The organism is Bacillus sp. IBL03825 (genome assembly GCF_024712505.1).
GTDB classification, from domain to species: Bacteria; Bacillota; Bacilli; order Bacillales; family Bacillaceae_G; genus Bacillus_A; species Bacillus_A wiedmannii.
This window is the reverse complement of sequence record NZ_JAMXKE010000001.1, coordinates 2,714,198-2,738,849: the sequence shown is the minus strand read 5'-3', so window position 1 is coordinate 2,738,849 and position 24,652 is coordinate 2,714,198. Positions and strand designations below refer to the sequence as shown.

Below are 24,652 nucleotides of genomic sequence, written 5' to 3'. Positions count from 1 at the left end.
GAACAAGGGATTATTTAAATCATGTGAGAAAGGTTGTGAAATTATTTGAGGAGTTATAAAGCGATGCTGTTTGATTTAGATGATACGTTACTTGATAGGGATAAGGCAGTAGATAACTTGTTTTTATTAGTTTTAGAAAAGTGTTATGAGAATGTTAGCGATACAGTCAAAAACAATATGTTACAGAAATTCAAAGAATACGATAAAAGGGAATACGGCATTAGTAATAAAACGATAGTTTTAGAATCATTATTTGATGAATTCGCGCCGATATATAGATTGCCACACAATTATATCCAAGATTTTTGGAATGAAAATTTCCCTACATGTTTTTCAATAGACCAAAATACTATTCATTTCTTAAATCATATAAAGAGTCACTTTAAAATTGGAATTATAACAAACGGCTCAACGCATAGACAAAAAGCTAAAATAATTAACACGAATTTAAACAATTACTTTGATACGATTATTATTTCTGAAGAAGTAGGATTGAGTAAACCTGATAAACGTATATTTGAACTAGCATTAAATAAGCTAAATGTACAGCCGAAAAATACTTTATTTGTTGGGGATGACTTAGAAAAGGATATTGCTGGTTGTCAAAATGCAAATATAAAAGGAATATGGTTTAACCCTCATAGAATTACAAATAAGACTGAAATAAAACCGTATTCTGAGATTGATACTTTTGATAGTTTATTAAGTTATATTACTCCACAATATTTTTATAATAAGTGAAAATGCTATGGAGTGATCATTAAAAGGATTTCATTCACCGTAATATAAAAAATAAAAATAAACAGACATTAAAATCTCTTTCTGCTACCAATATTAGTATTTTCAAATGAACTAACAAAGTATGATATGAAAATTATGGAGGAGTGATACTATGGAAATAAAGAAAGTAGTAATTGACGGAATAAATATTGCGGTCATAAGAAATGAAAAAGTACTAATATCCGATGTTCAAACGGCATTGGATTTTATGGCAACAGTTCAATATGAGGTCGATGCGAAACATATTATTATCGACAAATCATTAATAAGCGAAAGCTTCTTTGACTTAAAAACACGGCTTGCGGGTGATATTCTTCAAAAGTTTATAAACTACAAGGTAAAGATTGCTATCATTGGAGATTTCTCTATGTATACTAGTAAAAGCTTAAAGGATTTTATTTATGAATGTAATAAAGGTAAAGATATTTTTTACTTAGCAACTGAACAACAAGCAATTGAAAAACTAAGTACATTAAAGCAATAATACCTCAGTAAAATATCCCTCTTTTTCACGTCACATATTATCTACAGCATATAAGAATTGATGTTTGTGATAAACTAAGAGGTGAATAAAGGGGGGATTTTCTTGAACAATTTTAATGACACAATCCGAAATTTAAACAATTTAGTTTACAAACCTAACAATTTAATGATTACGAATCTAATAGAAGAAAAGCAAAACGCAGAATATGTAGGATGTTTATTTCACTTAAATAAGAAAACTATCCGTTTTAGAGTATCAAAAATTACGCCTAATAAAATTGGTCAATTTGTTTCTTTTTGGGAAAAAGATGCAAATATGCAAAATCAAGCGTTCTCTTATGACGCTGCTCCTGACTTATTAGTTATCACTTGTATTAATGATAATAAACTAGGGCAATTTATTTTCCCTAAAGAAATTTTACTTAAAGAAAAAATATTGAAAACGCAAAGTCAAAAAGGAAAGATGGCTATGAGGATTTATCCGCTTTGGGATACTCCTGTTAGCAACCAAGCGAAAAAGAGCCAAATGTGGCAACTTCAATATTTTGTTGATTTAAGCGATCCTAATAATTTACCTATAGACAAACTATTAACTTTGTATTCGTAGCTTTTAGTTTTGTATGTGAATTAGTTGCCGTATCCCAAAGTATGATGTCTTTTATTTGAATTCTCATATTCAGTTATCTTATGATTTTTTTGTACCGGTACAGTTAAACGAAATGTACATTGTTTCAGTACTCCATCAAAATTACAATCAGCATATACTATTTTAACTTATAACTTATTTAGGGGTGCTGAATATGACAAGATTACAAGATCAGCTTTTTACAAGATTGAACCTTGAAAAACGTGCGGAAGTAAAGTTTGAAGAATTAAATACAATTCTCTTTGCATTTGCACACACTATACCATTTGAGAATTTAGATGTTATAGCACGTAATGCGAATACAATTACTATGGAAAATTTACAGAATAAAATTTTAACTACATCCTGCGGCGGGCTTTGTTATGAATTAAATACTCTGTTTTACTACTTTTTAAAAGATTGTGGTTATGATGTACAACTTGCACTTGGAACCGTATATAAAAATGAAATCAACGCATGGGCACTTGAGGATGGACATATAACGATTATTCTAAAGTATGCTAACGAACGATACTTAATTGATGTAGGTATTGCTTCTTTAGTACCTCTGGTCCCTGTACCTTTTACCGGTGAGTCTATTTCCTCTAAAAATGGTACGTATCGAGTGAGACAAAAAGATACGAGTAAAGGAAATTACATTCTAGAAAGAAAAGATACGAACAGAGAGTGGAAAGTTTGTCATGCTTTTTATAATTGTATCATTGATGAGGCAGTAGTAAATGAGGTTCAAAGAAGAGTAATAGAAGATGAGAAATCTATTTTCAATAAAGGACCAATTGCAGTTAAATTGACGGACTTTGGCCATGTTTCTTTAACGAATACTAGTTTAACTGAAATGATTCATGGGGAAAAAACGAAACGTGAAATTACAGAAGAACAATATAGAGAGCTATTAAATACTTTATTTGCTATTCAGTTGTCATGAAACGAATAGCTAGCCGGTTCTTACATAGAATCGGCTATTTTATTAACTTTATTTTAAAACTACTATTAAAGTTTGATTTTCTAATTAGATATAATACACTAGAACAGTATGGAAAATTATAAATAATGATTTTGAATGCAAAGGAAGATTTTTATGTCAATTATTGATAAATTGAAACTTAATAAGTATACAAACATGGTCGTGATTAATGAACCAAGTGATTATGACATTTTTGCAGGGAAAGAAACCGTATTTTCCAAAGATCATGATGCCATTTTTATTTTTGTAGAAACACTTGATGAAATGGTGAAACAAACGAATTTTATTATTAGTAATGAAGAATTATTAATTGAAAAAGGCTATATATTCTTCGCGTATCCGAAAAAAGGTAATTGTCGATATAGTACGTTTATTCACCGTGATGAAATGTTTCCAGCATTAAACGTTGGCGAAGATGGGTATGTAGAGCAAAGCGCTATTAAATTTGCTCGTATGGTAAGTATGGACGATGTCTTTACTGTTGTAGGTTTAAAGCGTGAAAAGAAAAAAGAGAAGAAAACGCCTGCTATGAGTCAATGTGTTGCCGATTATGCAGATCGTATTCAAGATGTTGAAGCATTATTGGCTAATCATCCGAATGAACTTAAGTTTTATCAAAGTTTAACACCTGGATATCAAAAAGACTGGGCACGTAATTTATTTTCTGTAAAACAAGAAAAAACACGCGATAAACGTCTTGAGAAAATGATTGAAATCCTATCACAAGGCTATAAAACAATTGAATTATTCCGTAAGAAGAAAAAATAATGGTTAGGAAAGTCACAATGATGCAACAATTAATTATGCTTAGCACATTGAAAAAAGGATTACTTTCAGTATACTAAAGTATGTTCTTATATTTAAATAATTAGCAAAAGAGAAAAGGTGTTTGAAATGAAATCGTATATTGTAGTTGGAGCTGGTATTTTAGGAGCGTCTACTGCTTATCATCTCGCTAAAGCAGGTGCGAATGTTACTATCGTGGATCGTCAACAACTAGGTCAAGCAACTGATGCAGCGGCTGGTATTGTATGTCCATGGCTTTCACAGCGTCGTAATAAAGCATGGTATAAAATTGCTAAAGGCGGTGCACGTTACTATTCTTCTTTAATTCAGCAATTAGAAGCAGACGGTGAAACGGATACAGGATACAAACGTGTAGGTGCAATTAGTTTACATACTGATGAGAAAAAGTTAGATAAAATGGAAGAGCGCGCTTATAAACGACGTGAAGATGCACCAGAGATTGGTGAAATCACTCGCTTATCAGCTGAAGAAACAAAAAAATTATTCCCAGCATTATCAGAAGAATATAGTTCTGTTCATATTAGTGGCGCTGCACGAGTAAATGGAAGATCATTACGTAACGCATTAATAAGTGCTGCAAAAAAACATGGTGCAACTTTTATAAAAGGAGATGCAGTATTAGTCCGTGAAGGTAATCATATTACTGGAGTTAAAGTACATGATGAAACAATGGTAGCAGAAAAGGTGATTGTAACCGCAGGCGCATGGGCGAATGAAATATTGAATCCATTAGGTATCAATTTCTTAGTTACATTCCAAAAAGGACAAATTGTTCACCTGCAAACGGAAAATACAGCAACAGAAAATATGCCAGTTGTTATGCCGCCAAACGATCAATACATTTTAACGTTTGACAATGGTCATGTCGTAATTGGTGCTACCCATGAAAACGAAACGGGCTTCGATCATCGTGTAACGGCAGGTGGTTTACATGAAGTATTCCATAAAGCATTAGCAGTTGCACCTAGTTTAGAAGATAGTACTATGCTTGAAACGAGAGTTGGGTTTAGACCATTTACACCAGGATTCTTACCTGTTATTGGGCCACTACCTAACTTCGAAGGTATTCTCGTTGCGAACGGATTAGGCGCTTCAGGTTTAACTGCCGGCCCATATTTAGGATCAGAATTAGCTAAACTAGCACTTGGCCAAACAATAGAATTAGATTTAAACGATTATGACGTTGCGGGCGCAATTGAATAATAAAAAAGATTAGGATTCGCTCCTAATCTTTTTTATTTGGGGTAGCACGACATACCCATCAAGCTAATATTTTTAATTACTCCCATAAAAATATGCATCGTTGACTACAGATAAGATGGTTATGTTAATTGAAAACAATTGATTTAAATGGCGAAATTTATATAAAAAAGATAAAAAGGAAGAGTGTTTGAAATATTCAGTTGACAAAGTGGGCGAGATATGATGAGTATAATTGGGGTACAGCCGAGATACGTGTGTTAACTATACTAAATAAAACCATAGTCCTTATAGTTCTTTAAGTAAGGTTTATGGTTTTTATTTATCTTTAAATAAAGAATAACTATATTGATTTTTCAAAGTATTTAAAGTATTTTAAGGTAAGGACGTGGTATTAATGAATTTCACTGGATACAGCTAATGATTATAAGAACATTATTAATTGTTGTAGTGTCGGGAGGAGGCCTACTATGAGAGTAGAAGAAGTCATTTTGTCGAACGGAAAGATACGCTATATGCTAGTAGATAAAAATGGAGAGCCTATTCAGCCTGTTCTTCAGTATTTACGATTCAAAGATAATAGTAATGCTGCACGAAATACCTTACGGTCTTATTGCTTTCACCTGAAATTATTTTTTGAATTTCTAGAGCAAGAAAAATCGGATTACCGTGAGATTGGTATTGATCAGATGGCATCTTTTATGGGGTGGCTACAAAACCCATATGGAAACAATAAAATAATATCTATTTCCATTTCTACCCCATCAAGAAAGCCAAGAACAATTAATGTTGTTTTAGCTACTGTAATAGGATTTTACGACTATTTAATGCGTCATGAGGATTATTCTATTCAACTATCAGAACGATTAAAAAAACAAATGACCGGTTCGCGTAGGAATTTTAAAGACTTCTTATATCATATTAACAAAGATAAAAAATTTACAGCTAACATTCTCAAAGCTAAAGTACCAAAAGAAAAACCGAAGGTTATTTCTAAAGAACAAGTTGCAAAACTAATTTACTCCTGTTCAAATATACGTGATCACTTTCTTATCCAATTATTATGGGAAAGTTCTATGCGAATCGGTGAAGCTCTTTCCCTATGGCTTGAGGATTTTCAAGTTGATGCAAGAAAGATTCATATTTGTGATCGTGGAGAACTTGAAAATTTTGCGGAAATTAAAACCGTATATAGTCCAAGAATAATTGATGTATCTGAAGAATTAATGGATCTTTATTTTGAATATATAGCTGAAATACATACAGATGAAGTAGATACCAACCACGTTTTTATTAAGTTATCAGGAGAAAATAAGCACCGTCCTTTAGAATATACAGACGTTGTGTCTTTATTTAATCGATTAAAACAGAAAACAGGTATTCATGTAACACCTCATATGCTTCGTCATACTTCACTGACTGAATTACGAAAATCTGGATGGAAAGATGAACATTTGATGAAACGCGCGGGACATGCTCATATTCAAACCACACTCCAAATGTATGTTCATCCAAGTGATGATGATCTACGAAAGGATTGGGAACGTACAAAAGAACGAATGAAGATAAATTCTCAGAAAGGAGATAGTTAGAAATGAGTACGATAAAATTAACAATCGTAAAGGAAAAGCAACAAGAAATCAACGATTTCTTAAAAGGCTATTGGGAAAATGATATATGGAGTGCCTACCATCCAGTCTTTGATGAATTTCGAAAAACAGTCTGGGATCGGACATATAAAAAAATTGATTTTTCTTGTTTTGAATCCAAGATTAAAGATGAAATAAAGTTTTTTATTTTAAATCGTTTAAAAGTTGATGATGTACGTTTATATCAGACAGTGATTAGACGATATGCAGCATCATTCAAACATGTTGCAGATTTATTAAATCAATATTATCCCTACATAAATAGTATCATTGATGTAGATTTAAACAAAGCAATGATTCAACTTCGTTCTATGTTAGTTAAAAAAGGATTGAAAATTCGAAGAGATGGCTCACTTACCAAGTATGAAACCTTCCTAAAAGTGATTTATCTATTTTATAAAGATTTCTATGATGAACGTGATAATTTTGAAAAAGACATTTGGGATATCAGGAAAATAGCAAAATCAAAAGTGGTTGAACATGAAGCACATTATCTATTAAATTTTAAAGGTGTTCCAAGTCCGTTTCGTAACATGGTTAAACGCTATATCAAGTTTCGAATTCAGTATGTATCTCACGGACAGTGTTGCCTTGATATTCGTTCTATCAGTCTTTTTTTAAATTATATATATGAAAAATATCCAAGCTGGAATAATCTATCATTACTATCTCGCAAAGATATGGAAAATTACCTAGAATGGCAGAAGATAGACCAAGAACAACACCCAAAAGCACAACGGAATTATCTAATAACTCTACGAGTTTTTTTGGAAACTACAGAAAAATTCCAATATGCAGAATCTACCGAAATACCAATATCATTACTATTATTTAAGGAAGATCTCCCCCGCCTTTCAAATCGCACTGAAAACAATATTAAATATATCCCGGAGGGAATCCTTCAACAATTAGAAACCCATTTAGAACATCTTACTCCTAAAGAATATATTCCCGTAGTGATATTACTTCGAGCGACTGGTTGGCGTATTTCTGATATTCTCAACCTTCATTATGATACTTGTTTAGAACAAACGGCACAGGGATGGTATTTGTGTGGTGATATTATGAAAACACAAGTGTTAAACCATCGTGTACCTATTACGGATGATGTAGCAGCTATTGTACAAACAGTAGTAGAGTGTATAAAGAAAAAAAGCGACATGAACAATAATTCAAAAAAATTCTTATTTGTTCAACTTTCTGGTAGACGAAAAGGTCGCCCGCCAGAATCACGTAGAATTCAAGATAGTTTAAATCGTCTTGCCAAAACAAAAAATATTCTCGATGATAAAGGGAACGTATTCCATTTTAAAAGCCACGCTTTTAGGCATACCAAAGGAGTTGAACTAATTAATAATGGGATGAATATATTACATGTTCAAAAGTGGCTAGCTCATGCTTCACCGGAAATGACTCTTACTTATGCGAAAATATTAGATACGACACTGAGAAAATCATGGGAAGACGCAACAGCAAAAGGACTATTCCGAATAAATGATTCTGGTAAACCGGTAAAAATACATCCTTCGGATATTGAAAATGAAGATATGATTGAATGGGAATATATTCGTTCGAATTTAGATGCAGTTCGCATGCCACTTGGTTATTGTACAAAACCAATTAAACAACCCTGCCCTACGCAATCCGATCCATGTTTATCTTGTCGTAATTTATGTACAACCCCGGAATTCACGGAAGAGTATGAACGTCAAATAAGAGATACAGAGGCTGTTATAGAACGTGGAAAAGCTATAAATCGTCCTGTATGGATAGAAAAGAATCAGGAGAAATTAGACCGTTTAAAACCAATTTATGAAATTTTAAAACAAGGTAAAATTCATCATAAAGCAGGAAAAAAGGGACGGGAATATAGCCGGGAGGACTTCAGTGAACATGAACACAAATAACTATAAAAATACCGAAGGTATTAAAAATTACGCTAAACTCAAAAGTGAGTTAACCTTAAGTAAAGTCGATCAAGCAATTCAAATATTAATAAAAAATAAAGAGAAAATTAACTTTAACAGTGTTTCAATAACAGCTGGAGTGTCAAAATCGTATCTATATAATCATCTAGATATTCGTGAGCGTATAGATAAACTTCGTGAGCAGCAAAAGAGATTACCTTCTCCTAAACAAGTTAAATATGAAATAACAGATACGAATAAAGACATATTGCTTGCCGCTAGAAACAAACGTATCAAACAATTGGAAGATGAAAATAAAAGGTTAAAAAAAGAACTGATGCACCTGCGAGGTAAGATTTATGAAGGATAATCTGTTGAGTAACAATAAAATCGTTACATTTACAATAAAAATGTTTAAAAACGCCAGTCATGTTATTCCGTTAAAGGGCCAAATAATGGAATAACTCCTTGTGGAAATAACAGATGCTTGCAATAAATAGTATTAGGCTAAATAGTAGGTTTATTGCGGAAATATTCTTTGTATTTAGCTATTACGTAAAAAATAACATTGAATTGGTGGTAATGATGATGGATATTACAATTAAGAAATTACATGACGTAGATTTTGAAAAATTATTTGAATTTGAGCTTGAGAACAGAACTTATTTTGAGGAAATGGTACCGAGTCGCGGGGATGATTACTATAACTTCGAGACATTCAAAAAAAGGAATAAAGCCCTGTTGGATGAACAATCTCAAGGGTTATCATATTATTATTTAATTAAGAGTAAAGATGGTTTAATTCTTGGAAGAATGAACTTAGTAGATATTGAAAAATCCCAAGGTTTAGGTCATATTGGTTATAGAGTGGGAAAAGCATATATCGGAAAAGGGATTGCTAAAATAGCATTGAAACTCTTATTAGAAGCCACAAGTAAGCTAGGAATAAAACAGATTTCGGCGAAGACTACTGTGAATAACATAGCTTCCCAAAAAGTCTTGGAAAAAAACGACTTTAAGTATATAGCAACAAGTGATGAAGAATTTAGTATGAATGGACAAATCTTATCTTTTGTTTATTATAATTGGGTGAAATAACAGATGTCTTTTCAATTAAAGGGCGCGATTGTGCAATAACACTTAGATTTAAACGACTTTATTGTTGTATTTTTAAGTGCAGTGAAGTATTTCACATCAAAAATTAAATAACTTTATTGTCATTTTACATAATCCGCCCTTACGTTGAGTACATGTATTCAACGTAAGGGCCCTTTTAAATTCGTTTTTTAATTTTCTTAGTTAAGATAACGTGTAAAAATAGGTCATAGACTTTTATTTATTTCCATGTATAAAATCAGCTTTTTCTTAATTATTAGGGGTCACCATACATCGCAATCAAGTTAAGGAGACGAATTTCCATCAAAATGAAAAAACGTTTGCAATAAGACTTATGATGAAATTAAGTTCTTGATATATCCCGTCAAGGATATATTATGAAACAGTGCTTAAATAAAGGAGTTGTATAAAATGAATAAAAAAAAAGATACAGAAATAAAACGCTCTTCAAAAGCAGAAAACATTCTATCTCAGATCAATAGTAAAACTAAGCTAGGCGACTTACGAAAAATCGCGAAGGACATTAAAAAAGATCACGTAATAGCTATGGAACTTTGGTCAACCGAAGAGTTTTTGCCCAGGCTATTAGCAATCTTAATTATGGACAAAAAACTTCTTTCACAAGATGTGCTAAATAAGCTTGATAAGGATATGCAGACTCACACTTTTGATGAGCGAAATAACTTAATGGATTGGTTAATGGCTAATCAGCTCACCAAAGACAAGAAGAAAATTGCATTAATGGAGTCATGGGAAAGTAGTCCTTCTGCTCTTCAAAGGCGAGCTTTTTGGTATTATCAAGGGCGATTGAGATGGACTGGACAAACACCGCCTGATAACACCGCAGACTTGCTATCTGCATTAGAAGCTAATATTACGCAGGAAGAACCGGAAGTTCAATGGGCTATGAACTTCACCGCAGGCTGGATAGGCGTTTATGATGAAAAGAATCGTGCACGTTGTATTAAACTTGGTGAGAAAACAGGTCTTTACAAAGATGTAATAGTAGCAAAAGGATGTACTCCCAGCTATTTGCCGGAGTTCATTACGATTGAAGTTAACAAACGACGAAATGATTATAATCATTAAGAAAGGGACGATCACAATGACGAAAGTATCTTATAGTGGTTTAAAATATGGAAAAAGTGATGTGGAAATAAAATTATTGGTGGATATACAAAATGATTGGTTTGAGGTAACACATACCAAGGAAGTGTCTCAAGTAATGAATAAATCAACAGGTAAATATATTATAGTAAATCGAAATACCTTGAAATGTGAGTTTGTTTCATAATACAAAGAAACTGTGAAACAACTAAATTTTATACAACTGACTATATCAGTCTCTATATATCTGATCAGATAACAATAATCTATATGAAAATAGATAAATCAAAAGAATATAAATGAAACCCTTGATTTATCTACGTTGAGTAGAAAATCAAGGGTTTTTGGTTTGAAAAATGTCTTAGAATATAGTTTTCACAAAATAGTGGTAAGGTGATTTTTATGCATAAACAATGTCCGCTAATGCTTATTGCGTGATTTGGTTCCATTGCTACACAAACCCCTACATTTTTATTGCTTTTATCTTTCGTTGCGATAAATTAACTACTTTCAGAAATTCTAATTGGGGTTCCGCCACATGCCTATTAACCTAAGAATTCGGAAATACCCCCAATGCAGCAAGGTTTTTGAAGTTGTTTAATTCTTGTTGCACTAACGGCTTTGTTAGCTAATACTTTAATTCTTTTAATAACCTTTTGTTTAATTCCCATAATGCTGTTTTGTTACTATCCCATTTCAACAGCATTACTGCTTCCTCAAAGAATAACCATTTATAATTGAAGTGTTCTTTGGATAATGCAATGTTTTTTGTAGGAACTTTAACTCCAAAAGTAAATTCTTTTATTACATAAACATCTTCTCCCCAAATAAATCCTCCAACTACATCCTCTACTGGTAGTGAAGAAACAGAATCTAATTTTATATAGGGATATTCTCTTAAAATACCAGCCTCTTCAAAAGATTCTCGTTTTGCTGATTCAATAGGAGTCTCACCATCTTCTCCACCACCAGCTATTCCTTGCCAATAACCGTAATCACTTCGGTTAAAAATAGTATATTGAATAGAATCATCAGTTATTATATAAGGAAATATTAATACTTGATATGGCACTCTCATTGCATAACCTCTTCCCGAAAATAAGCTTTAAATAAACATGAATAATTTTTAATTATTATATGGAGTGGGTGTTCTTTTGAATAAAAATACAACTGATAAAATAAAGATTACGGCCTTCAAACTCCCCCAATATGGATAAACAGCATGATCTGTTAAACTAGCATATTGAAAAATATTTTCTATACCGAAAATGCCTATTATGACTGCTAAGAGAAAAGTGGCTTTTCCAATAGTACTATTACGATAGAGGGTAAATAAGTATATTGCACATATAAGTGGTACGATGATTTGTAGTAAGATTGCCACGGATTGTCCCCCTAATTTATATTTTCTACTTATATTATACCGAGAAATGTAATAAAGAGGAATATAAGTTAATTGATGCTAAGTAGAAAACAGACTTGTATGAACAGAGATATTACGACTTCACGTCTATAGTTTTGATACTAATTGAACTACTCTAATCATATTCTTCTATTAAAAAGAATAAAAAGGGGTGTACAGTTAATTGACAAAAGTTAAGGTTCGTTTACGGCCCATCGTTCATAAAGTAAATTTACCAACTGTAATAAAAACAGCAATACTTCCAGGTCAATCGACTGAAAGGCTATTTATCGCAACTCAATTAGGAGAGGTTTTTTACATAGGAGACGGAGCTATAAAGACATTTTTAAATATTCGTCACCGAATTATTAAATTAGGCACATTTGAAGAAGGTGTTTCTAGTAGCGGTTATGATGAACGCGGATTGCTGGGATTAGCGTTTCATCCGCAATTTAATCATAACGGCTTATTTTATCTTCATTATTCTATGGCCGGGACTCAAGGACCTGGTGCGCTTTCAGAACAATTTAAACCCAATCCGTGTGATCCGAAAACTTTAAATTTAAAGTGGACAAATAGAGATACTCAATATGATCATATTGATACAGTTGAAGAATGGATTTTACAATCAAACGGTCAACCTCAAAAGCGACGAACTTTACTTAATATAAAAAGGCCATTTTTTAATCATAACGGCGTAAATAGCTTAAACTTTTCACCTGAGACTGGAAAACTTGTTTTTACTAATGGAGATGGTGGTTCTGGCTATGATCCGTTTAGATTAAGCCAGGATGATTTAGAAATAGCAGGTAAAATAATTGAAATCGATGTAAGTAAATATACGTCCATAAATAATCCTCCAGTAGTTACACGTTTTAATGAACTTCCTCTATCTATTCGAGAAACTCTTACATTAATTGCAAAAGGCGTACGTAATATAACAGGTATTTCATTTCAAAGGTTTTATAATCAATATATCAAATATGCCGGAAACGTCGGGCAAGATATAGTAGAGTCTATTTTTTCATTTGTTCAATACAAACCAATACCAGTTACCGAACTTGTTCAAACCAATTTAATGAGAGATACTCCTGATCAATATGGATTTATTAATTTCGGTTGGAGAGGATGGGAAGGAGAATTACCTACTTCTTTTATAAGGCACTGTTCTGAGAATCCTACTTTAGAAGAGAGAACAATGGCTTATTATAATGAAACAATAGAAACAACCGCGAAGCGTATCCAGCCTCTAATCAGTTATTTTCATAAAGATTCCAGACCAGATAAATTTGGAGGAACTTCACTTACAGGAGTCCAGCCATATATGGGAACTGCAATACCTAGTTTAACGGGTAGTATCGTGTTTACTGATCTTGCTAAGAAAGAAGAATCTCAGTCTCCAGTAAAGGGTGCGTTAGCTTATTCTAGAGCTGGTACGCATGGTAAAAATACTGACTTTCATGTTATTGAAACCCATTATGATTTCGGTGATCAGGCAGCTTATTATATGAGTTTAGGAACAAATTTAGATCAGACTAGATTATATTTAGGAGTTTACGGTTCTATGAAAGTAACAGACTTTAACAAAGGTACTATTTTTGAAATCGTTCCTTAATATGATACATACTCTCAGAATCATTCATTATATAATCGTCCATTGCATAATTAGATATCTTTAGGGGATTTTGATGAATCACTTTAGCAACTATTGGTATCAACTGATGATCGCGCATGATGCGAATTTTGTTCATAAAAGAAAGGTGACGCCAGCAAAGAGGTTAGTCATTACAGCGTTACTTGGTTCACTTGCTGCTATTTTTCAATCTGCCGGGAACTTAATCCCTGGTATCGGCTTATTTATTAGTCCTTTTGCGACGTTGCCTATATTTTTCGCTATTTGTTATTCTACTCGCACGGGAATACTTTCTTACATTCTTACTATTCTCCTATTATTTATTATTGAGCCAAGCGAACTAATTGTCTTTCCTTTTACTACAGGTTTATTAGGTATAGCGTTAGGAGTATCCTTTATACAATTCAAGAGAAGGATTTGGATTGTTTCCTTTTCCGCGTTATGTCTTGTTATTGGAATTATGATTGTTCTTAATGTGTTTCGATTTCCTGTATTAGGTCCTACTGTTCATACAACTTTTGATATGAAAATTATTCTATCAATATGTATTCTGAGCTTTCTATACTGTTGGATCTATGCAGGCATTTGTAGAATAATGTTGAATAGAGTATATAAAGTATGGTCTTAACAATTTCTTATATATTTTTAAAGATTGGAGATTCACGTCGTGTATAACGTTAAAATTAGAAGACCAAATTCGGATGATGTAGATGAACTGAATATGTTTTTTCGTCTTGTTATTACTGATACATTTAAATATGAAGGGTTATCACAGTTATTAGATGACATAGAAAATGAAATTAACACGAAAAAACAGTATTTGAAAAATGATTTGGAGAGTAATGGAGAAAGTCGTTACTTTTTATTAGCAATTGATACAAGTAACGATAAAATCATTGGAACAATTGAAATCGGTCCAGCAAGTACATTGATTCATAGTTGTACAGGTGGTGTGTTTAAAGATTTATATGAAATAGGAACTGTATTTGTACGACATGAATATCAACGAAAGGGCATAGGTAATTTATTACTAAATGCTATGTATATTACGTTACTTAGCAGAGGAATAACTGAATACTATTTAGATAGTGGATACAAAAAAGCACAAAGTATATGGACGAAGAAGTTTGGAGAACCTTGTTATGTACTGAAGGATTATTGGGGAGAATCAAGTGATCATATGATTTGGAAGAAGAGTTTACATGATACACCTTTAATATTTGAATTATAAAATGAAATATGCCTCTGAACGTAGCTTTTCTTACATATGTATGCTATTATTTATCTTTATAATAAAAGAGGACGTGAATGAACTTGATTAAAATTAATATTCCTGAAGCTGATGTTTCAATTACTGAACGTAAACAAGTTATTAAAGGAGACGAGCCAATAATCACTCCAATTAATGGTTTTATCGATTTCCACTTGTTCCCTAGAGATAAAGGCGGCATTTTTATGTTTTACAATATTAATGACGAACTTCTTTTCGTAGGTAAAGCTCGTAAAATTAGACAACGTATTAAGAAGCATTTTGAAGACAATGTTTCACCAATTAAAAATCACCGTGATGAAGTATACCGCATCGATGCATGTATCGTAGAAGATCCAACAGAAAGAGAAATTTACGAAACATATATCATTAATGAATACAAAGCAAAATATAACGTTGATAAAGTGTTCTATAAATAAGTAACAAAAAAACAATCCTAGCGCATATACTGGGATTGTTTTTTTATTTAAATTTATTCCTCATATTTTTCTCCTTTTTTTAAATGATTAGCAACAATAAAACAGCATACACCTATACATATAAGTACAATTCCAATTGATTTATGTTTTCCCTCAAAGAATGGAATATCAGAAATAACATTTGTCATACATAACCCTATAAACACAAGGATAGGTCCTGCCCACAGTAATACATTACCGAATTTCGTATGTTGCCACATAGTAACCCTCCTCACTCTTTTTTACATATATATCCATAAAATGAAAGTAAATTCATAGAGAAATATAGTTTTTTTCATATCGAAAATTTAACCTTCATATATTGGTACAAGCAAACGAGAAAGGGGACCATCATGAATTGGTTAGAAGCTTTTATATTAGGGATCATACAAGGTTTAACAGAGTTTTTACCGATAAGTAGTACAGGTCATCTTTATTTAGGAAGGCATTTGTTTCAATTAGATGAAGCAGGATTGTTTTTAGATACGATGCTGCATATTGGGACTTTACTTGCAGTGTTTATTTATTACAAAAAAGAATTTATATATTTAATTAAAAATCCATTTTCAAAACTAATGTTACTACTTATTGTTGGGACGATACCCGCAGTTGTAATCGGATTGTTATTTAAAGACTTCTTTGAGGATATTTCAAAAACAGGTATTACGATTGGTTGGGAGTTTTTAGTGACAGGGTTCTTTCTCTACATGGCAGATAGACAAAAAAATGGTCGTAAAAAAATGGATGACATTACATATAAAGATGCACTAATTATCGGTTCCTTTCAAGCTGCTGCTATTTTCCCAGCGATTTCTCGTTCTGGTATGACAATCGTCGCTGCATTATGGAGGCAGTTAGACCGCGAAACAGCTGCTTACTTTTCTTTTTTATTATCAACGCCAGCCATTGTCGGAGCCATTATTTTGCAATTAGCAGATGTTTATCAAGGGAAAGCAGAATCTATTTCTAGTACATCTTTAATTGTCGGAACGTTATCAGCGGCGTTTTTCGGTTACATAGCCGTTTCATGGATGATTCAATATTTAAAACGTCACTCATTAAAAGTATTCGCGTATTACGTATGGGGGTTAGGCATTATAATTTTAACGTTGCAATATACTCATGTGTTTTAATTTAGTAACAGATCCTGTTTCATTCATACAAGGCAGGGTCTTTTTTCATTAAGGGGGCAAATATGTTTAATAAGGCTATCGTTATCGGAGGAAGTATAGCAGGAAAACTCGCAGCAAAAGCATTATCATCTACTTTTAAAGAAGTAATCATTATAGAAGCTGGTGAAAGCTGGGATGGAAAGTCTTCAAGAAAAAGAGTTCCACAAAGTAATCATCCTCATGTGTTATTGAAAGGTGGAGAAAAAGCGATTGAGGAATTCTTTCCTACTATCACTAATGAATTAATTGAAGCGGGTAGTATCATAAATAACTTTACTCGTGACTTAAAATGGCATCAATTTGGTTTATGGAAACAACCATTCACAGGAGAAGTACATATGATTCAACAAAGTAGGCATTTGCTTGAATGGCATATTCAAAAACGAATACATCAAATTTCAAATATTACTATTAAATTTGGAACATTAGTTGAAGGGTTATTAGTAGATAGGAAGCTTAACAAAGTATGTGCAGTAAAAACTAAATGTTTAGAGACTGGCACACAAGAAAACATTCAAGCAGATATTGTTGTTGATGCGAGTGGATTCGGTTCAAAAAGTATAGCTTGGTTACGTGAATACAATATTGAAGTGCAAGAAGAGAAAGTGCGTATTGATTTATTTTACGCAACTAGAATGTTTAAACTTAAAGAAAATGAGAAATTAGACTGCTGTAATATGCTAATGTCTCCAAGCTTCCCTGACAATCCGTATGGCGTACTTATTCAAACGATTGAGGATAATCGTTATTTTGTTACTTTCAGCGGATATGCAAATGAGAAAGCACCACAAACAGATGATGGATTTTATGATTTTGCTGAAAACTTATCAATTTCTAATGTGACAGATTTTCTAAATAAAGCTGAGGCAATTTCAAATATCAAAACGTACAAAATTCCATATCAAGTACGTAGGCGATTTGATTTAGTGAATCATCTACCCGAAAGATTGTTAGTAGTTGGGGATGCACATTGTCGTTTCGATCCTGTTTTTGGGCAAGGTGTTTCAGTTGCAGCTATAGAAGCTCACCAATTGCAGTTACTTTTACAAAGGAAACAAAAGCTTGATAAAGCAGTTTTATAAAGAGACTGCTCATATCATACAAACCCCTTGGGAAATGACTACAACGGAAATATCACGTCATCCTCAGCTAAAAAGAGAATTAACGATAAAGCAAAAATTTCAGCTATGGTATACGAAACAAATATATCAACTATCTGCAACTGACTCTGACGTTTATATTCGATTAATAAGAGTGATGAATTTAATTCGTAGTCCATTGCATCTATTTCATCCGAAAGTACTACTTGCTGTGTTACTGAAGCGTAAAAATAGCAGGAAAATAATCGATTAAAAAAGAATATATAACAGTTAGTATATATAGAAGGAGTAAGCGAGATGAAAATATACATAGAACAATTAAAGAAACACGATGCGAAGGATTTATTTACGTTTGAACTTACGAATAAATCTTTTTTTGAAACAATGGTACCAAATCGTGGCTCGCAATATTTTGATTTTGAATATTTTCAAAAGCTATTAGACGATTTATTAATAGAACAAGCGGATGGAGATTCTTATTTTTATTTAATTCGTAATGAAGAAAAAGAAATTGTAGGACGAATAAATTTAGTAGATATAGATATGGAATTCCGGAGCAGTTCGTTAGGTTATCGAGTCGGAGAAAAGTTTACTAAAAAAGGAGTTGCAACAGCAGCTGTAAAATTAGTTTTAGACGTAGCGAAAAATAATGAAATTTATGAGATTCATGCTAAAACAACTATTAATAATCTCGCATCACAAATTGTACTAGAAAAAAGCGGATTTTCTTCTTATCATAACGAAGCAGATACAACATCTGTAGAATTAAACGGGGAACATGTGAAGTTTGTACATTATATATGGAGAAATACTTCACGCTTATAATAAGGGGGGACTTATACATGAATGATTTACGTTATCCAATTGGGCAATTTACATACAAACGTCCTATAACTGAAGAAATGATTGATACATGGATTCAAGAAATTGAAGATTTACCTAATGAACTAGCAAAAGCAATTAAAGATTTAGATCAGAAGCAGTTAGACACACCGTATCGAGTTGGTGGATGGACAGTTCGTCAAGTAGTCCATCACGTTGTTGATAGCCATATGAATAGCTACATACGCTTTAAATTAGCACTAACAGAAAAGAATCCAACTATTAAACCATATAAAGAAGAGAAGTGGGCCGAACTACCTGATTCTAAATTACCAGTAGACGTTTCACTAGTAATGTTAGATTCGTTACATAAAAGATGGGTTAACCTATTATATTCTCTAGAACTACAACATCTAGAAAAGACATTTAATCATCCGGAAACTGGTGAAACAAAACTTGCTGCTGCAATTGGACTCTATGCATGGCACGGACGTCATCATACAGCGCATATAACTTCATTAAGAAAGCGACTAAATTGGTAACATGGAGATTACATTAGAGAAAGCGACAGAAAATGATGCAGCAGTTTTATTTCAAATGCAAATAGACTCATTTAGTCCTTTATTAAATAAATATAAAGACTATGAAACAAATCCAGCAAATGAATCTATTGAAAAAACTATTTTAAGAATAAATAATCCCAGCAGTAATTTTTATAAGATGATAATACATTCGAAACTTGTTGGAGCGATTTGTATATCCCAAAAAGAAATACCTTATAAATTTTGGATCAGTCCAATGTTTATTCATCCAAACTATCAAGGGAAAGGAATCGCTCAGAAGGTACTTATTTTAATTGAAGAGATGTTTCCAGAAACACGGAGCTTTGAACTTGCTACGATTTTAGAAGAAGAAAGAAATTGTTTTCTATACGAAAAGATGGGGTATAAAAGAACGGAAGAAATAAAGAAATTAAATGATAAAACTACACTTATTTATTACAAAAAAGAAAGGTAAAGCATTTAAAATAAGCTTTACCTTTTTATGCAATTTGAGAATAAATATACAAAACTAATGCATATTCTTCCAAAATACTCGGGTTAGTAATTTAAAAAATGAATAAACATACTAAAAGGCGTTATTTCGTCGTATATGTTACTAACGCTTTTTGAATGCTTAAAACACTATCGTCACCTTTAAATTCTTTCGTAATTGGCGTACTTAAACTAGATACCCAAATTTTAAGCTCAGCATCTAAATCAAAATGCCCGGCTGTTTCAATGCTGAATTGTGTAATGCTTTTATAAGGAATAGAATGATACTCTGTTTTTTTACCTGATATTCCTTGTTTATCTACTAAAATAAGACGACGATTTGTAAATACGATTAAATCACGAATTAATTTATAAGCATGCTCAACTTTCTCATCGTCTAGCATAATCTTTTCTAAATCACGTTCAACGCTTTCTGTACTCGCACTTGATGCATTTCCTAAAATACCACTAAATAAACCCATATAAAATTCCTCCTTTATAATATGTGGAATGAGTTTCTTATATTGTACCATGCGAATGGCTAATAGATTATGACATTGCTTCAATAGTTTTTTGTTATTATTGCAACCATTTTATATAACCTCATCCTAAAATCTTGTGCTAACATATAATTAAGAAAACAGAAGTAGAGGGATATAGCATGAAAAATATCGGTTTAGTATTAGAAGGCGGCGGAATGAAAGGATTATATACTGCAGGAGTACTCGAATATTTTATGGAAAGGGACTTATTCTTTCCGTATGTAGTCGGTGTATCCGCCGGAGCGTGTATGGGAGCAACATATTTGTCACGTCAAAAAGGAAGAAATAAAAAAGTGAATACAGAGCTAGTAGCAGATCACAGGTATATATCTTATCGAAACTTAATTCAAAAACGTGAATTATTTGGAATGGATTTTTTATTTGATGAAGTACCAAACAAAATTGTACCGTTTGATTTTCAAACATTCCTAAATTCAAATGAACAGTTTGTAATCGGAACGACTGATTGTGAATCAGGACAGGCAGTTTATTATAATAAAACAGAACATGGAAATGATATTTTAAAAATTATTCGTGCATCAAGCTCTGTGCCGTTTATAGCACCTGTTGTGGAATATGATAATCGAAAATTGTTAGATGGAGGGATTATAGATCCTATTCCAGTTTTTAAAGCGCAAAATGATGGTTATTTAAAAAACGTTGTTATAATGACAAAGCCAGAAGGATACGAGAAGCAGCGTAATAAATTTTCTGGACTAGCTAAAATTTTATATAGAAGATATCCAAAAATCGCAGAGCATTTAGTAGAACATTATCGTTTTTATAATGAAACTGTATCTTATATGAATCACAACGAACACAAAGATAATTTTTATGTAATTCAGCCAAGCGCACAGCTTCCTATAAGCGGAATAGAAAGAAATAAAGAGAAACTTGTTAACCTATATAATCTCGGCTATACAGATGCTCAATATCATTATGAAAAATTATTAAATTGGATTGAGAAATAAAGGGGTGGAAAGTTGCTATTAGGTAAAAAGGTTATTTTTAATGAATTGCAGAAAATGCATAGTCCGCTGCTTAAACCGTTTCCGAATTGTGACCTTCGAAAAATACGAAAAGATTTTAATAATATGTTTACAGAAGATGATTGCATAAGCGCTGATTTAAATTATTATTGGATGCATACAGCAGGTACTTTAAGTTACATACTTAATAACAACGAAAAGGAGATTGTGTTTGATCAAATAAAGTGGCTAAAGAAATCGTTTTTTGAATGGTTTCCGCAATATCGTTTTATAGAAACAGAAATTGTGAAGTATCCCATTTTGTATAGAGATTTCATGAATTATGAGAAGGCCCGGAAACTAATACTGTATTATCTTACTGAATAAAAATAAAAACGTACAAGTTATGCTGCTTGTGCGTTTTTTTGTTCATAAAAAATACAATATTTATCCATTATTTATATAGGGATTCTAATACGAAGAAAGAAGTACATATAGAAAGATATAAGGGAGGGAGAGGCGTTTAACGACTGTTTTCCTTTAATGCATTGTCCAACTCGAATAAAGTTTGTTATTTATGTTAAAATATTTCGAGTGAAATTAAAACGGGAGGAACAACAGTAAAATGGAAAACGTATCAAATATAGATAAATTGGAATCAATAAAATCTTTACAATCGACTATTCGTAAACTTGAAAATGCGCTATCACAAATGAATCAAAAAGGTGCAAATACTACATTAGTAAAAAAACGACTTAAAGCAGTTTGCGTAGGGTTAGCAGTACTAGAAAACGTTTGGCACCAGTATAGTCAAGAAGAGTTAGCAGAAGCTCGTAATGTCCTTGCTGGTTTGCTTCCATCCATTGAGAGGGCCTATGATAAGTTTAAAGCTGGAAGTCCTCAAAAAACGCTTTTAACAAGACGGATAAAAGCATTGGAACTTTCTATTCAGGCAATTGATAAACTTTCTAATAAATAACTCATCTAAATACATAACATCCTAATCCTAATTTTTATAAAAACAATCTAGTGAAAAGAAATACAAAGGAGGAAGATGGGTGACTTCAATAATTAGTCCTAAGTTAGAGGAGCTTAATAATCAATTAAAGAATGGAAATGAGACAGCTTTTTATACTTTATTACATGAAATAAAGTCGAATAATACACCACTAATAGAACAATGTCCTGTAGATAATAAGTATAAGCTTATAACGTATATATGGAGACCAAAAAACTGAAAATGTTTATGTATTCGGTAGTTTTCCTGGTTGGGATCTGTCTGTAAATCAATTAAAACGATTGTTACAGACAGATATATGGTATAAAACGTTTAGGACAGATAAGAGTTTTATTTCAACTTATTATTTTTCAGTAAACGATTTTTTTGAAAATGATTGGATAAAGCGTAGTGAACAGTACGAACTAGACAAATTTAATGGAAATACATTTGAAGACGGTGCCAATAAAGCGTCTGTGTTAAACATAGGGATGGAAATACAGTATAGCAGTCGTTTTCCTTCAAACCATTATCCATCCGGAAAAATTGAAACATATTCTTTTCATAGTACGATTTTAAATAACACACGTAAAATTCATATTTATACGCCTCATGACTATTCTCACACTTCACATCTTCAAGAACTTCTCATTGTGTTTGATGGGAATTCATTCATTCATAACCTTTCAATCGCAAGAACACTCAATTATTTAATATACGAAAAAGAAATCCCATCTTGTATTGCTGTTGCAATTGATTCTGTTGATCGACTAGAAGAGCTAACTTATAACGATAAAATGAATACATTTTTAACGGAGGAACTACTTCTGTGGATTAAAGCTAGGTATCACGTATATCAAGAAAAGAATCATACAACAATTGCTGGTTTCAGTCTTGGTGGCATAGCAGCGTTTTATGCAGCGCTTCAAAATCCACATGTTTTCGGAAACGTGTTGTCAATGTCTGGATCCGTGCATTGGAAAAAGGATGGTTATGAAAATCAAATTCCTTGGATTGAAAATCAAATTTCATCTATAGATTTAAATGCGATTCAACCTCATTTTTATATTGCAGCAGGAGAACTTGAAAACAAACCTCTTTTAACAGCTAATAGACGCCTGTATAAAGCTTTAAAAGGAAAAGGATACCAAATTACTTATGAAGAGTTTCAAGGCGGACATGACGGTGTTTGGTGGCGAGAAAAGTTGTTTGATGGATTGAAAGCATTAAAACTTACAAAAACGACACTCTAAATTAAAAAGGAGAGAGAGTCTATGAATCAAGAAGAACTAGATAAAAAACTAAAAAAGCAAGAGATATTAGTAAAAGATGAGAAGGTTTGGTCCTTTACGTATGAGGATCATATTAGTTCTATCGTTAAAGAAGCAGAAAAGAAAGGGTCTTTTGATAATTTACCCGGTAAAGGGAAGCCTCTTAATCTTGATAATGATCTTTCTTACAATCCTGAAAAGCAACTGTATAGAACGCTAAAGAATAATCATGTTTTACCTAGGTGGATTGAGCTTTCAAAAGAAATTGATGATTTAAAAGAGAGACTACAAGAAAATACAAATACTGCAGAAGCAGCTAATTTAATTCGAACTATTAATAAAAAAGTTTTAGAACATAATTTACTTTGTCCACCAAGTGCGCAAAAAACGAGGATGAAAACTGATATTTAACGATTTTCAATGCAGCTATCTCTTGCTATATAATTAAGTAAGGCATTTTCAATTCATTATTAAAGGGAGGCAAATGTAATGAAGAATACGTATCAACTTCAAATTCCGAAAGAACTAGAGCAGTATCGTAGTATTTTAGAAGAAAGTGTGAAGCCGTATATTAAAGTGTCTGGAGCGAAAGCAGAGACAACGCTTTTTGAGAGTAAGTTTGGTGGTTATCCGTATTTACCTATAGATCAAGAGCATCCTAAAGATTCAAATGGACAACCTATGATGTTACTTGCGCAGTTAAACTTTGAAGAAATGCCGCATGTTTTATATATGCCTCAAAAGGGAATGTTACAGTTTTTCGTAAGTGCTGAAGATGAACTTTACGGAGCAGATTTTGACCATCCAACAACCCAAAAAGACTTTCGAATTATTTATCATTCTACAATTATAGAAGATTTGAATAAGGTTATTACTGATTTTAGTTATTTAAATACTTTTGAATTAGAGGACTTTATCATACCTGAAGCAGCAAAATTAAAGTTTGAATTAGGTTATCAACCCGTAACACCAAGGGATTATCGATTTGAAAAGATGTTTAGCGAGGAAATTGATTGGGAAGAAATTGTTGATGAAGAAAATAATACAGAATTAGGCGAACTGTATGATGATTTATGTGAAGATCAAGGGCATAAAGTTGGTGGTTATCCATTTTTCACACAGACAGATCCAAGGGAATGGGAAGAAAAATACCAGCAACATAATATATTATTATTGCAAATCGATACAGACGATTCATTAAATATTATGTGGGGAGATTCTGGTGTTGCTAATTTCTTTATTAAGAAAGATGATTTATTAAATCTAGATTTTTCCAATATTATTTACAATTGGGATTGTTATTAAAAATATATAAATGAAATAC

At 32.3% G+C, this 24,652-nt stretch carries 28 protein-coding genes and 3 pseudogenes; 27 read left to right on the top strand and 4 right to left on the bottom strand.

Annotation, left to right across the window (positions count from 1 at the left end; translation table 11 throughout):
* The first annotated feature begins 63 nt into the window (after window positions 1-63).
* From NHG49_RS14025 to NHG49_RS13970, 12 genes are all read left to right on the top strand, one after another.
* Window positions 64-741: an HAD family hydrolase gene (locus tag NHG49_RS14025; RefSeq protein ID WP_142289294.1), complete on the top strand. Its 678-nt coding sequence runs from the start codon at window positions 64-66 to the stop codon at window positions 739-741.
* Window positions 742-892: 151 nt separating this feature from the next.
* Window positions 893-1,264: a DUF4180 domain-containing protein gene (locus NHG49_RS14020; RefSeq protein ID WP_064475428.1), complete on the top strand. Its 372-nt coding sequence runs from the start codon at window positions 893-895 to the stop codon at window positions 1,262-1,264.
* A 102-nt stretch (window positions 1,265-1,366) separates the two neighbouring features.
* On the top strand, window positions 1,367-1,870 hold the full coding sequence (locus tag NHG49_RS14015) for a MepB family protein (RefSeq protein ID WP_142289295.1): 504 nt from the start codon (window positions 1,367-1,369) through the stop codon (window positions 1,868-1,870).
* Between the two features lie 193 nt (window positions 1,871-2,063).
* On the top strand, window positions 2,064-2,834 hold the full coding sequence (locus NHG49_RS14010; protein WP_088046679.1) for an arylamine N-acetyltransferase family protein: 771 nt from the start codon (window positions 2,064-2,066) through the stop codon (window positions 2,832-2,834).
* A gap of 153 nt (window positions 2,835-2,987) precedes the next feature.
* Entirely contained in the window at window positions 2,988-3,641 is a 654-nt protein-coding gene (locus NHG49_RS14005) for a YdeI/OmpD-associated family protein (protein WP_064475425.1), read from the top strand.
* A gap of 126 nt (window positions 3,642-3,767) precedes the next feature.
* A complete protein-coding gene (locus NHG49_RS14000; protein WP_064475424.1) occupies window positions 3,768-4,883 on the top strand; it encodes an NAD(P)/FAD-dependent oxidoreductase in 1,116 nt (371 codons plus the stop codon).
* Between the two features lie 467 nt (window positions 4,884-5,350).
* Window positions 5,351-6,472 carry a tyrosine-type recombinase/integrase gene (locus tag NHG49_RS13995; RefSeq protein ID WP_002189778.1) on the top strand — a complete coding sequence of 374 codons (1,122 nt, stop codon included), beginning with the start codon at window positions 5,351-5,353 and terminating at the stop codon, window positions 6,470-6,472.
* 2 nt (window positions 6,473-6,474) lie between these two features.
* Window positions 6,475-8,436, top strand: coding sequence for a tyrosine-type recombinase/integrase (locus NHG49_RS13990; protein ID WP_258126153.1), 1,962 nt, complete (start codon window positions 6,475-6,477; stop codon window positions 8,434-8,436).
* Window positions 8,423-8,806: a DUF6262 family protein gene (locus NHG49_RS13985; RefSeq protein WP_258126850.1), complete on the top strand. Its 384-nt coding sequence runs from the start codon at window positions 8,423-8,425 to the stop codon at window positions 8,804-8,806. Before NHG49_RS13990 ends, NHG49_RS13985 begins: the two co-directional genes overlap by 14 nt.
* Window positions 8,807-9,021: 215 nt before the next feature.
* Window positions 9,022-9,534 (top strand): GNAT family N-acetyltransferase, encoded by a 513-nt coding sequence (locus tag NHG49_RS13980; RefSeq protein WP_002189781.1) that lies wholly within the window; start codon window positions 9,022-9,024, stop codon window positions 9,532-9,534.
* A gap of 429 nt (window positions 9,535-9,963) precedes the next feature.
* A complete protein-coding gene (locus NHG49_RS13975) occupies window positions 9,964-10,641 on the top strand; it encodes a DNA alkylation repair protein (RefSeq protein WP_258126152.1) in 678 nt (225 codons plus the stop codon).
* Window positions 10,642-10,657: 16 nt separating this feature from the next.
* Window positions 10,658-10,846 (top strand): hypothetical protein, encoded by a 189-nt coding sequence (locus NHG49_RS13970; protein ID WP_048560902.1) that lies wholly within the window; start codon window positions 10,658-10,660, stop codon window positions 10,844-10,846.
* Window positions 10,847-11,287: 441 nt separating this feature from the next.
* Here NHG49_RS13970 and NHG49_RS13965 read toward each other — a convergent pair whose 3' ends face one another.
* Together NHG49_RS13965 and NHG49_RS13960 are read right to left on the bottom strand one after the other, a co-directional pair.
* Window positions 11,288-11,737, bottom strand: coding sequence for an NUDIX hydrolase (locus tag NHG49_RS13965; protein ID WP_258126151.1), 450 nt, complete (start codon window positions 11,735-11,737; stop codon window positions 11,288-11,290).
* A 48-nt stretch (window positions 11,738-11,785) separates the two neighbouring features.
* Window positions 11,786-12,043, bottom strand: a complete 258-nt coding sequence (locus NHG49_RS13960; protein WP_088046682.1) for a hypothetical protein — start codon at window positions 12,041-12,043, stop codon at window positions 11,786-11,788.
* A gap of 202 nt (window positions 12,044-12,245) precedes the next feature.
* Between NHG49_RS13960 and NHG49_RS13955 the strand changes: the two genes are divergently transcribed.
* The 4 genes from NHG49_RS13955 to NHG49_RS13940 all read left to right on the top strand — a co-directional run bounded on the left by NHG49_RS13955 (window position 12,246) and on the right by NHG49_RS13940 (window position 15,383).
* Entirely contained in the window at window positions 12,246-13,676 is a 1,431-nt protein-coding gene (locus NHG49_RS13955; RefSeq protein ID WP_258126149.1) for a PQQ-dependent sugar dehydrogenase, read from the top strand.
* Window positions 13,677-13,749: 73 nt separating this feature from the next.
* Window positions 13,750-14,322, top strand: a complete 573-nt coding sequence (locus NHG49_RS13950) for a hypothetical protein (protein WP_064475419.1) — start codon at window positions 13,750-13,752, stop codon at window positions 14,320-14,322.
* Window positions 14,323-14,361: 39 nt separating this feature from the next.
* Window positions 14,362-14,925, top strand: coding sequence for a GNAT family N-acetyltransferase (locus tag NHG49_RS13945; RefSeq protein ID WP_258126148.1), 564 nt, complete (start codon window positions 14,362-14,364; stop codon window positions 14,923-14,925).
* A gap of 77 nt (window positions 14,926-15,002) precedes the next feature.
* Window positions 15,003-15,383, top strand: coding sequence for a nucleotide excision repair endonuclease (locus tag NHG49_RS13940; protein WP_001048941.1), 381 nt, complete (start codon window positions 15,003-15,005; stop codon window positions 15,381-15,383).
* Window positions 15,384-15,436: 53 nt separating this feature from the next.
* Here NHG49_RS13940 and NHG49_RS13935 read toward each other — a convergent pair whose 3' ends face one another.
* Window positions 15,437-15,643, bottom strand: a complete 207-nt coding sequence (locus NHG49_RS13935) for a hypothetical protein (RefSeq protein ID WP_098103131.1) — start codon at window positions 15,641-15,643, stop codon at window positions 15,437-15,439.
* Between the two features lie 132 nt (window positions 15,644-15,775).
* Between NHG49_RS13935 and NHG49_RS13930 the strand changes: the two genes are divergently transcribed.
* From NHG49_RS13930 to NHG49_RS13910, 5 genes and pseudogenes are all read left to right on the top strand, one after another.
* Window positions 15,776-16,555 carry an undecaprenyl-diphosphate phosphatase gene (locus NHG49_RS13930; protein WP_088046686.1) on the top strand — a complete coding sequence of 260 codons (780 nt, stop codon included), beginning with the start codon at window positions 15,776-15,778 and terminating at the stop codon, window positions 16,553-16,555.
* Between the two features lie 62 nt (window positions 16,556-16,617).
* Window positions 16,618-17,947, top strand: a pseudogene (locus tag NHG49_RS13925) (FAD-dependent oxidoreductase).
* A gap of 44 nt (window positions 17,948-17,991) precedes the next feature.
* Window positions 17,992-18,519, top strand: coding sequence for a GNAT family N-acetyltransferase (locus NHG49_RS13920; protein WP_098103128.1), 528 nt, complete (start codon window positions 17,992-17,994; stop codon window positions 18,517-18,519).
* A gap of 17 nt (window positions 18,520-18,536) precedes the next feature.
* A complete protein-coding gene (locus tag NHG49_RS13915) occupies window positions 18,537-19,058 on the top strand; it encodes a YfiT family bacillithiol transferase (protein WP_064475413.1) in 522 nt (173 codons plus the stop codon).
* Window position 19,059: 1 nt separating this feature from the next.
* Window positions 19,060-19,533 (top strand): annotated as a pseudogene (locus tag NHG49_RS13910) (GNAT family N-acetyltransferase); the annotation flags it as partial.
* Between the two features lie 121 nt (window positions 19,534-19,654).
* On the opposite strand, the gene NHG49_RS13905 reads toward NHG49_RS13910, so the two are convergent.
* Window positions 19,655-20,032 carry a PH domain-containing protein gene (locus NHG49_RS13905; protein WP_002032364.1) on the bottom strand — a complete coding sequence of 126 codons (378 nt, stop codon included), beginning with the start codon at window positions 20,030-20,032 and terminating at the stop codon, window positions 19,655-19,657.
* A 179-nt stretch (window positions 20,033-20,211) separates the two neighbouring features.
* On the opposite strand from NHG49_RS13905, the gene NHG49_RS13900 reads away from it, so the two are divergent.
* From NHG49_RS13900 to NHG49_RS13875, 6 genes and pseudogenes are all read left to right on the top strand, one after another.
* A complete protein-coding gene (locus tag NHG49_RS13900) occupies window positions 20,212-21,063 on the top strand; it encodes a patatin-like phospholipase family protein (RefSeq protein WP_098103126.1) in 852 nt (283 codons plus the stop codon).
* 12 nt (window positions 21,064-21,075) lie between these two features.
* Entirely contained in the window at window positions 21,076-21,447 is a 372-nt protein-coding gene (locus tag NHG49_RS13895; RefSeq protein ID WP_098103125.1) for a YxiJ-like family protein, read from the top strand.
* 238 nt (window positions 21,448-21,685) lie between these two features.
* Entirely contained in the window at window positions 21,686-22,039 is a 354-nt protein-coding gene (locus tag NHG49_RS13890) for a hypothetical protein (protein WP_098103124.1), read from the top strand.
* 79 nt (window positions 22,040-22,118) lie between these two features.
* Window positions 22,119-23,310, top strand: a pseudogene (locus NHG49_RS13885) (alpha/beta hydrolase).
* A 21-nt stretch (window positions 23,311-23,331) separates the two neighbouring features.
* The gene (locus NHG49_RS13880; RefSeq protein ID WP_098625473.1) at window positions 23,332-23,739 is read left to right on the top strand and encodes a DnaJ family domain-containing protein; all 408 of its coding nucleotides are present in this window, start codon (window positions 23,332-23,334) and stop codon (window positions 23,737-23,739) included.
* Window positions 23,740-23,817: 78 nt separating this feature from the next.
* Window positions 23,818-24,633, top strand: coding sequence for a YwqG family protein (locus tag NHG49_RS13875; RefSeq protein WP_098103123.1), 816 nt, complete (start codon window positions 23,818-23,820; stop codon window positions 24,631-24,633).
* Window positions 24,634-24,652: the final 19 nt, after the last annotated feature.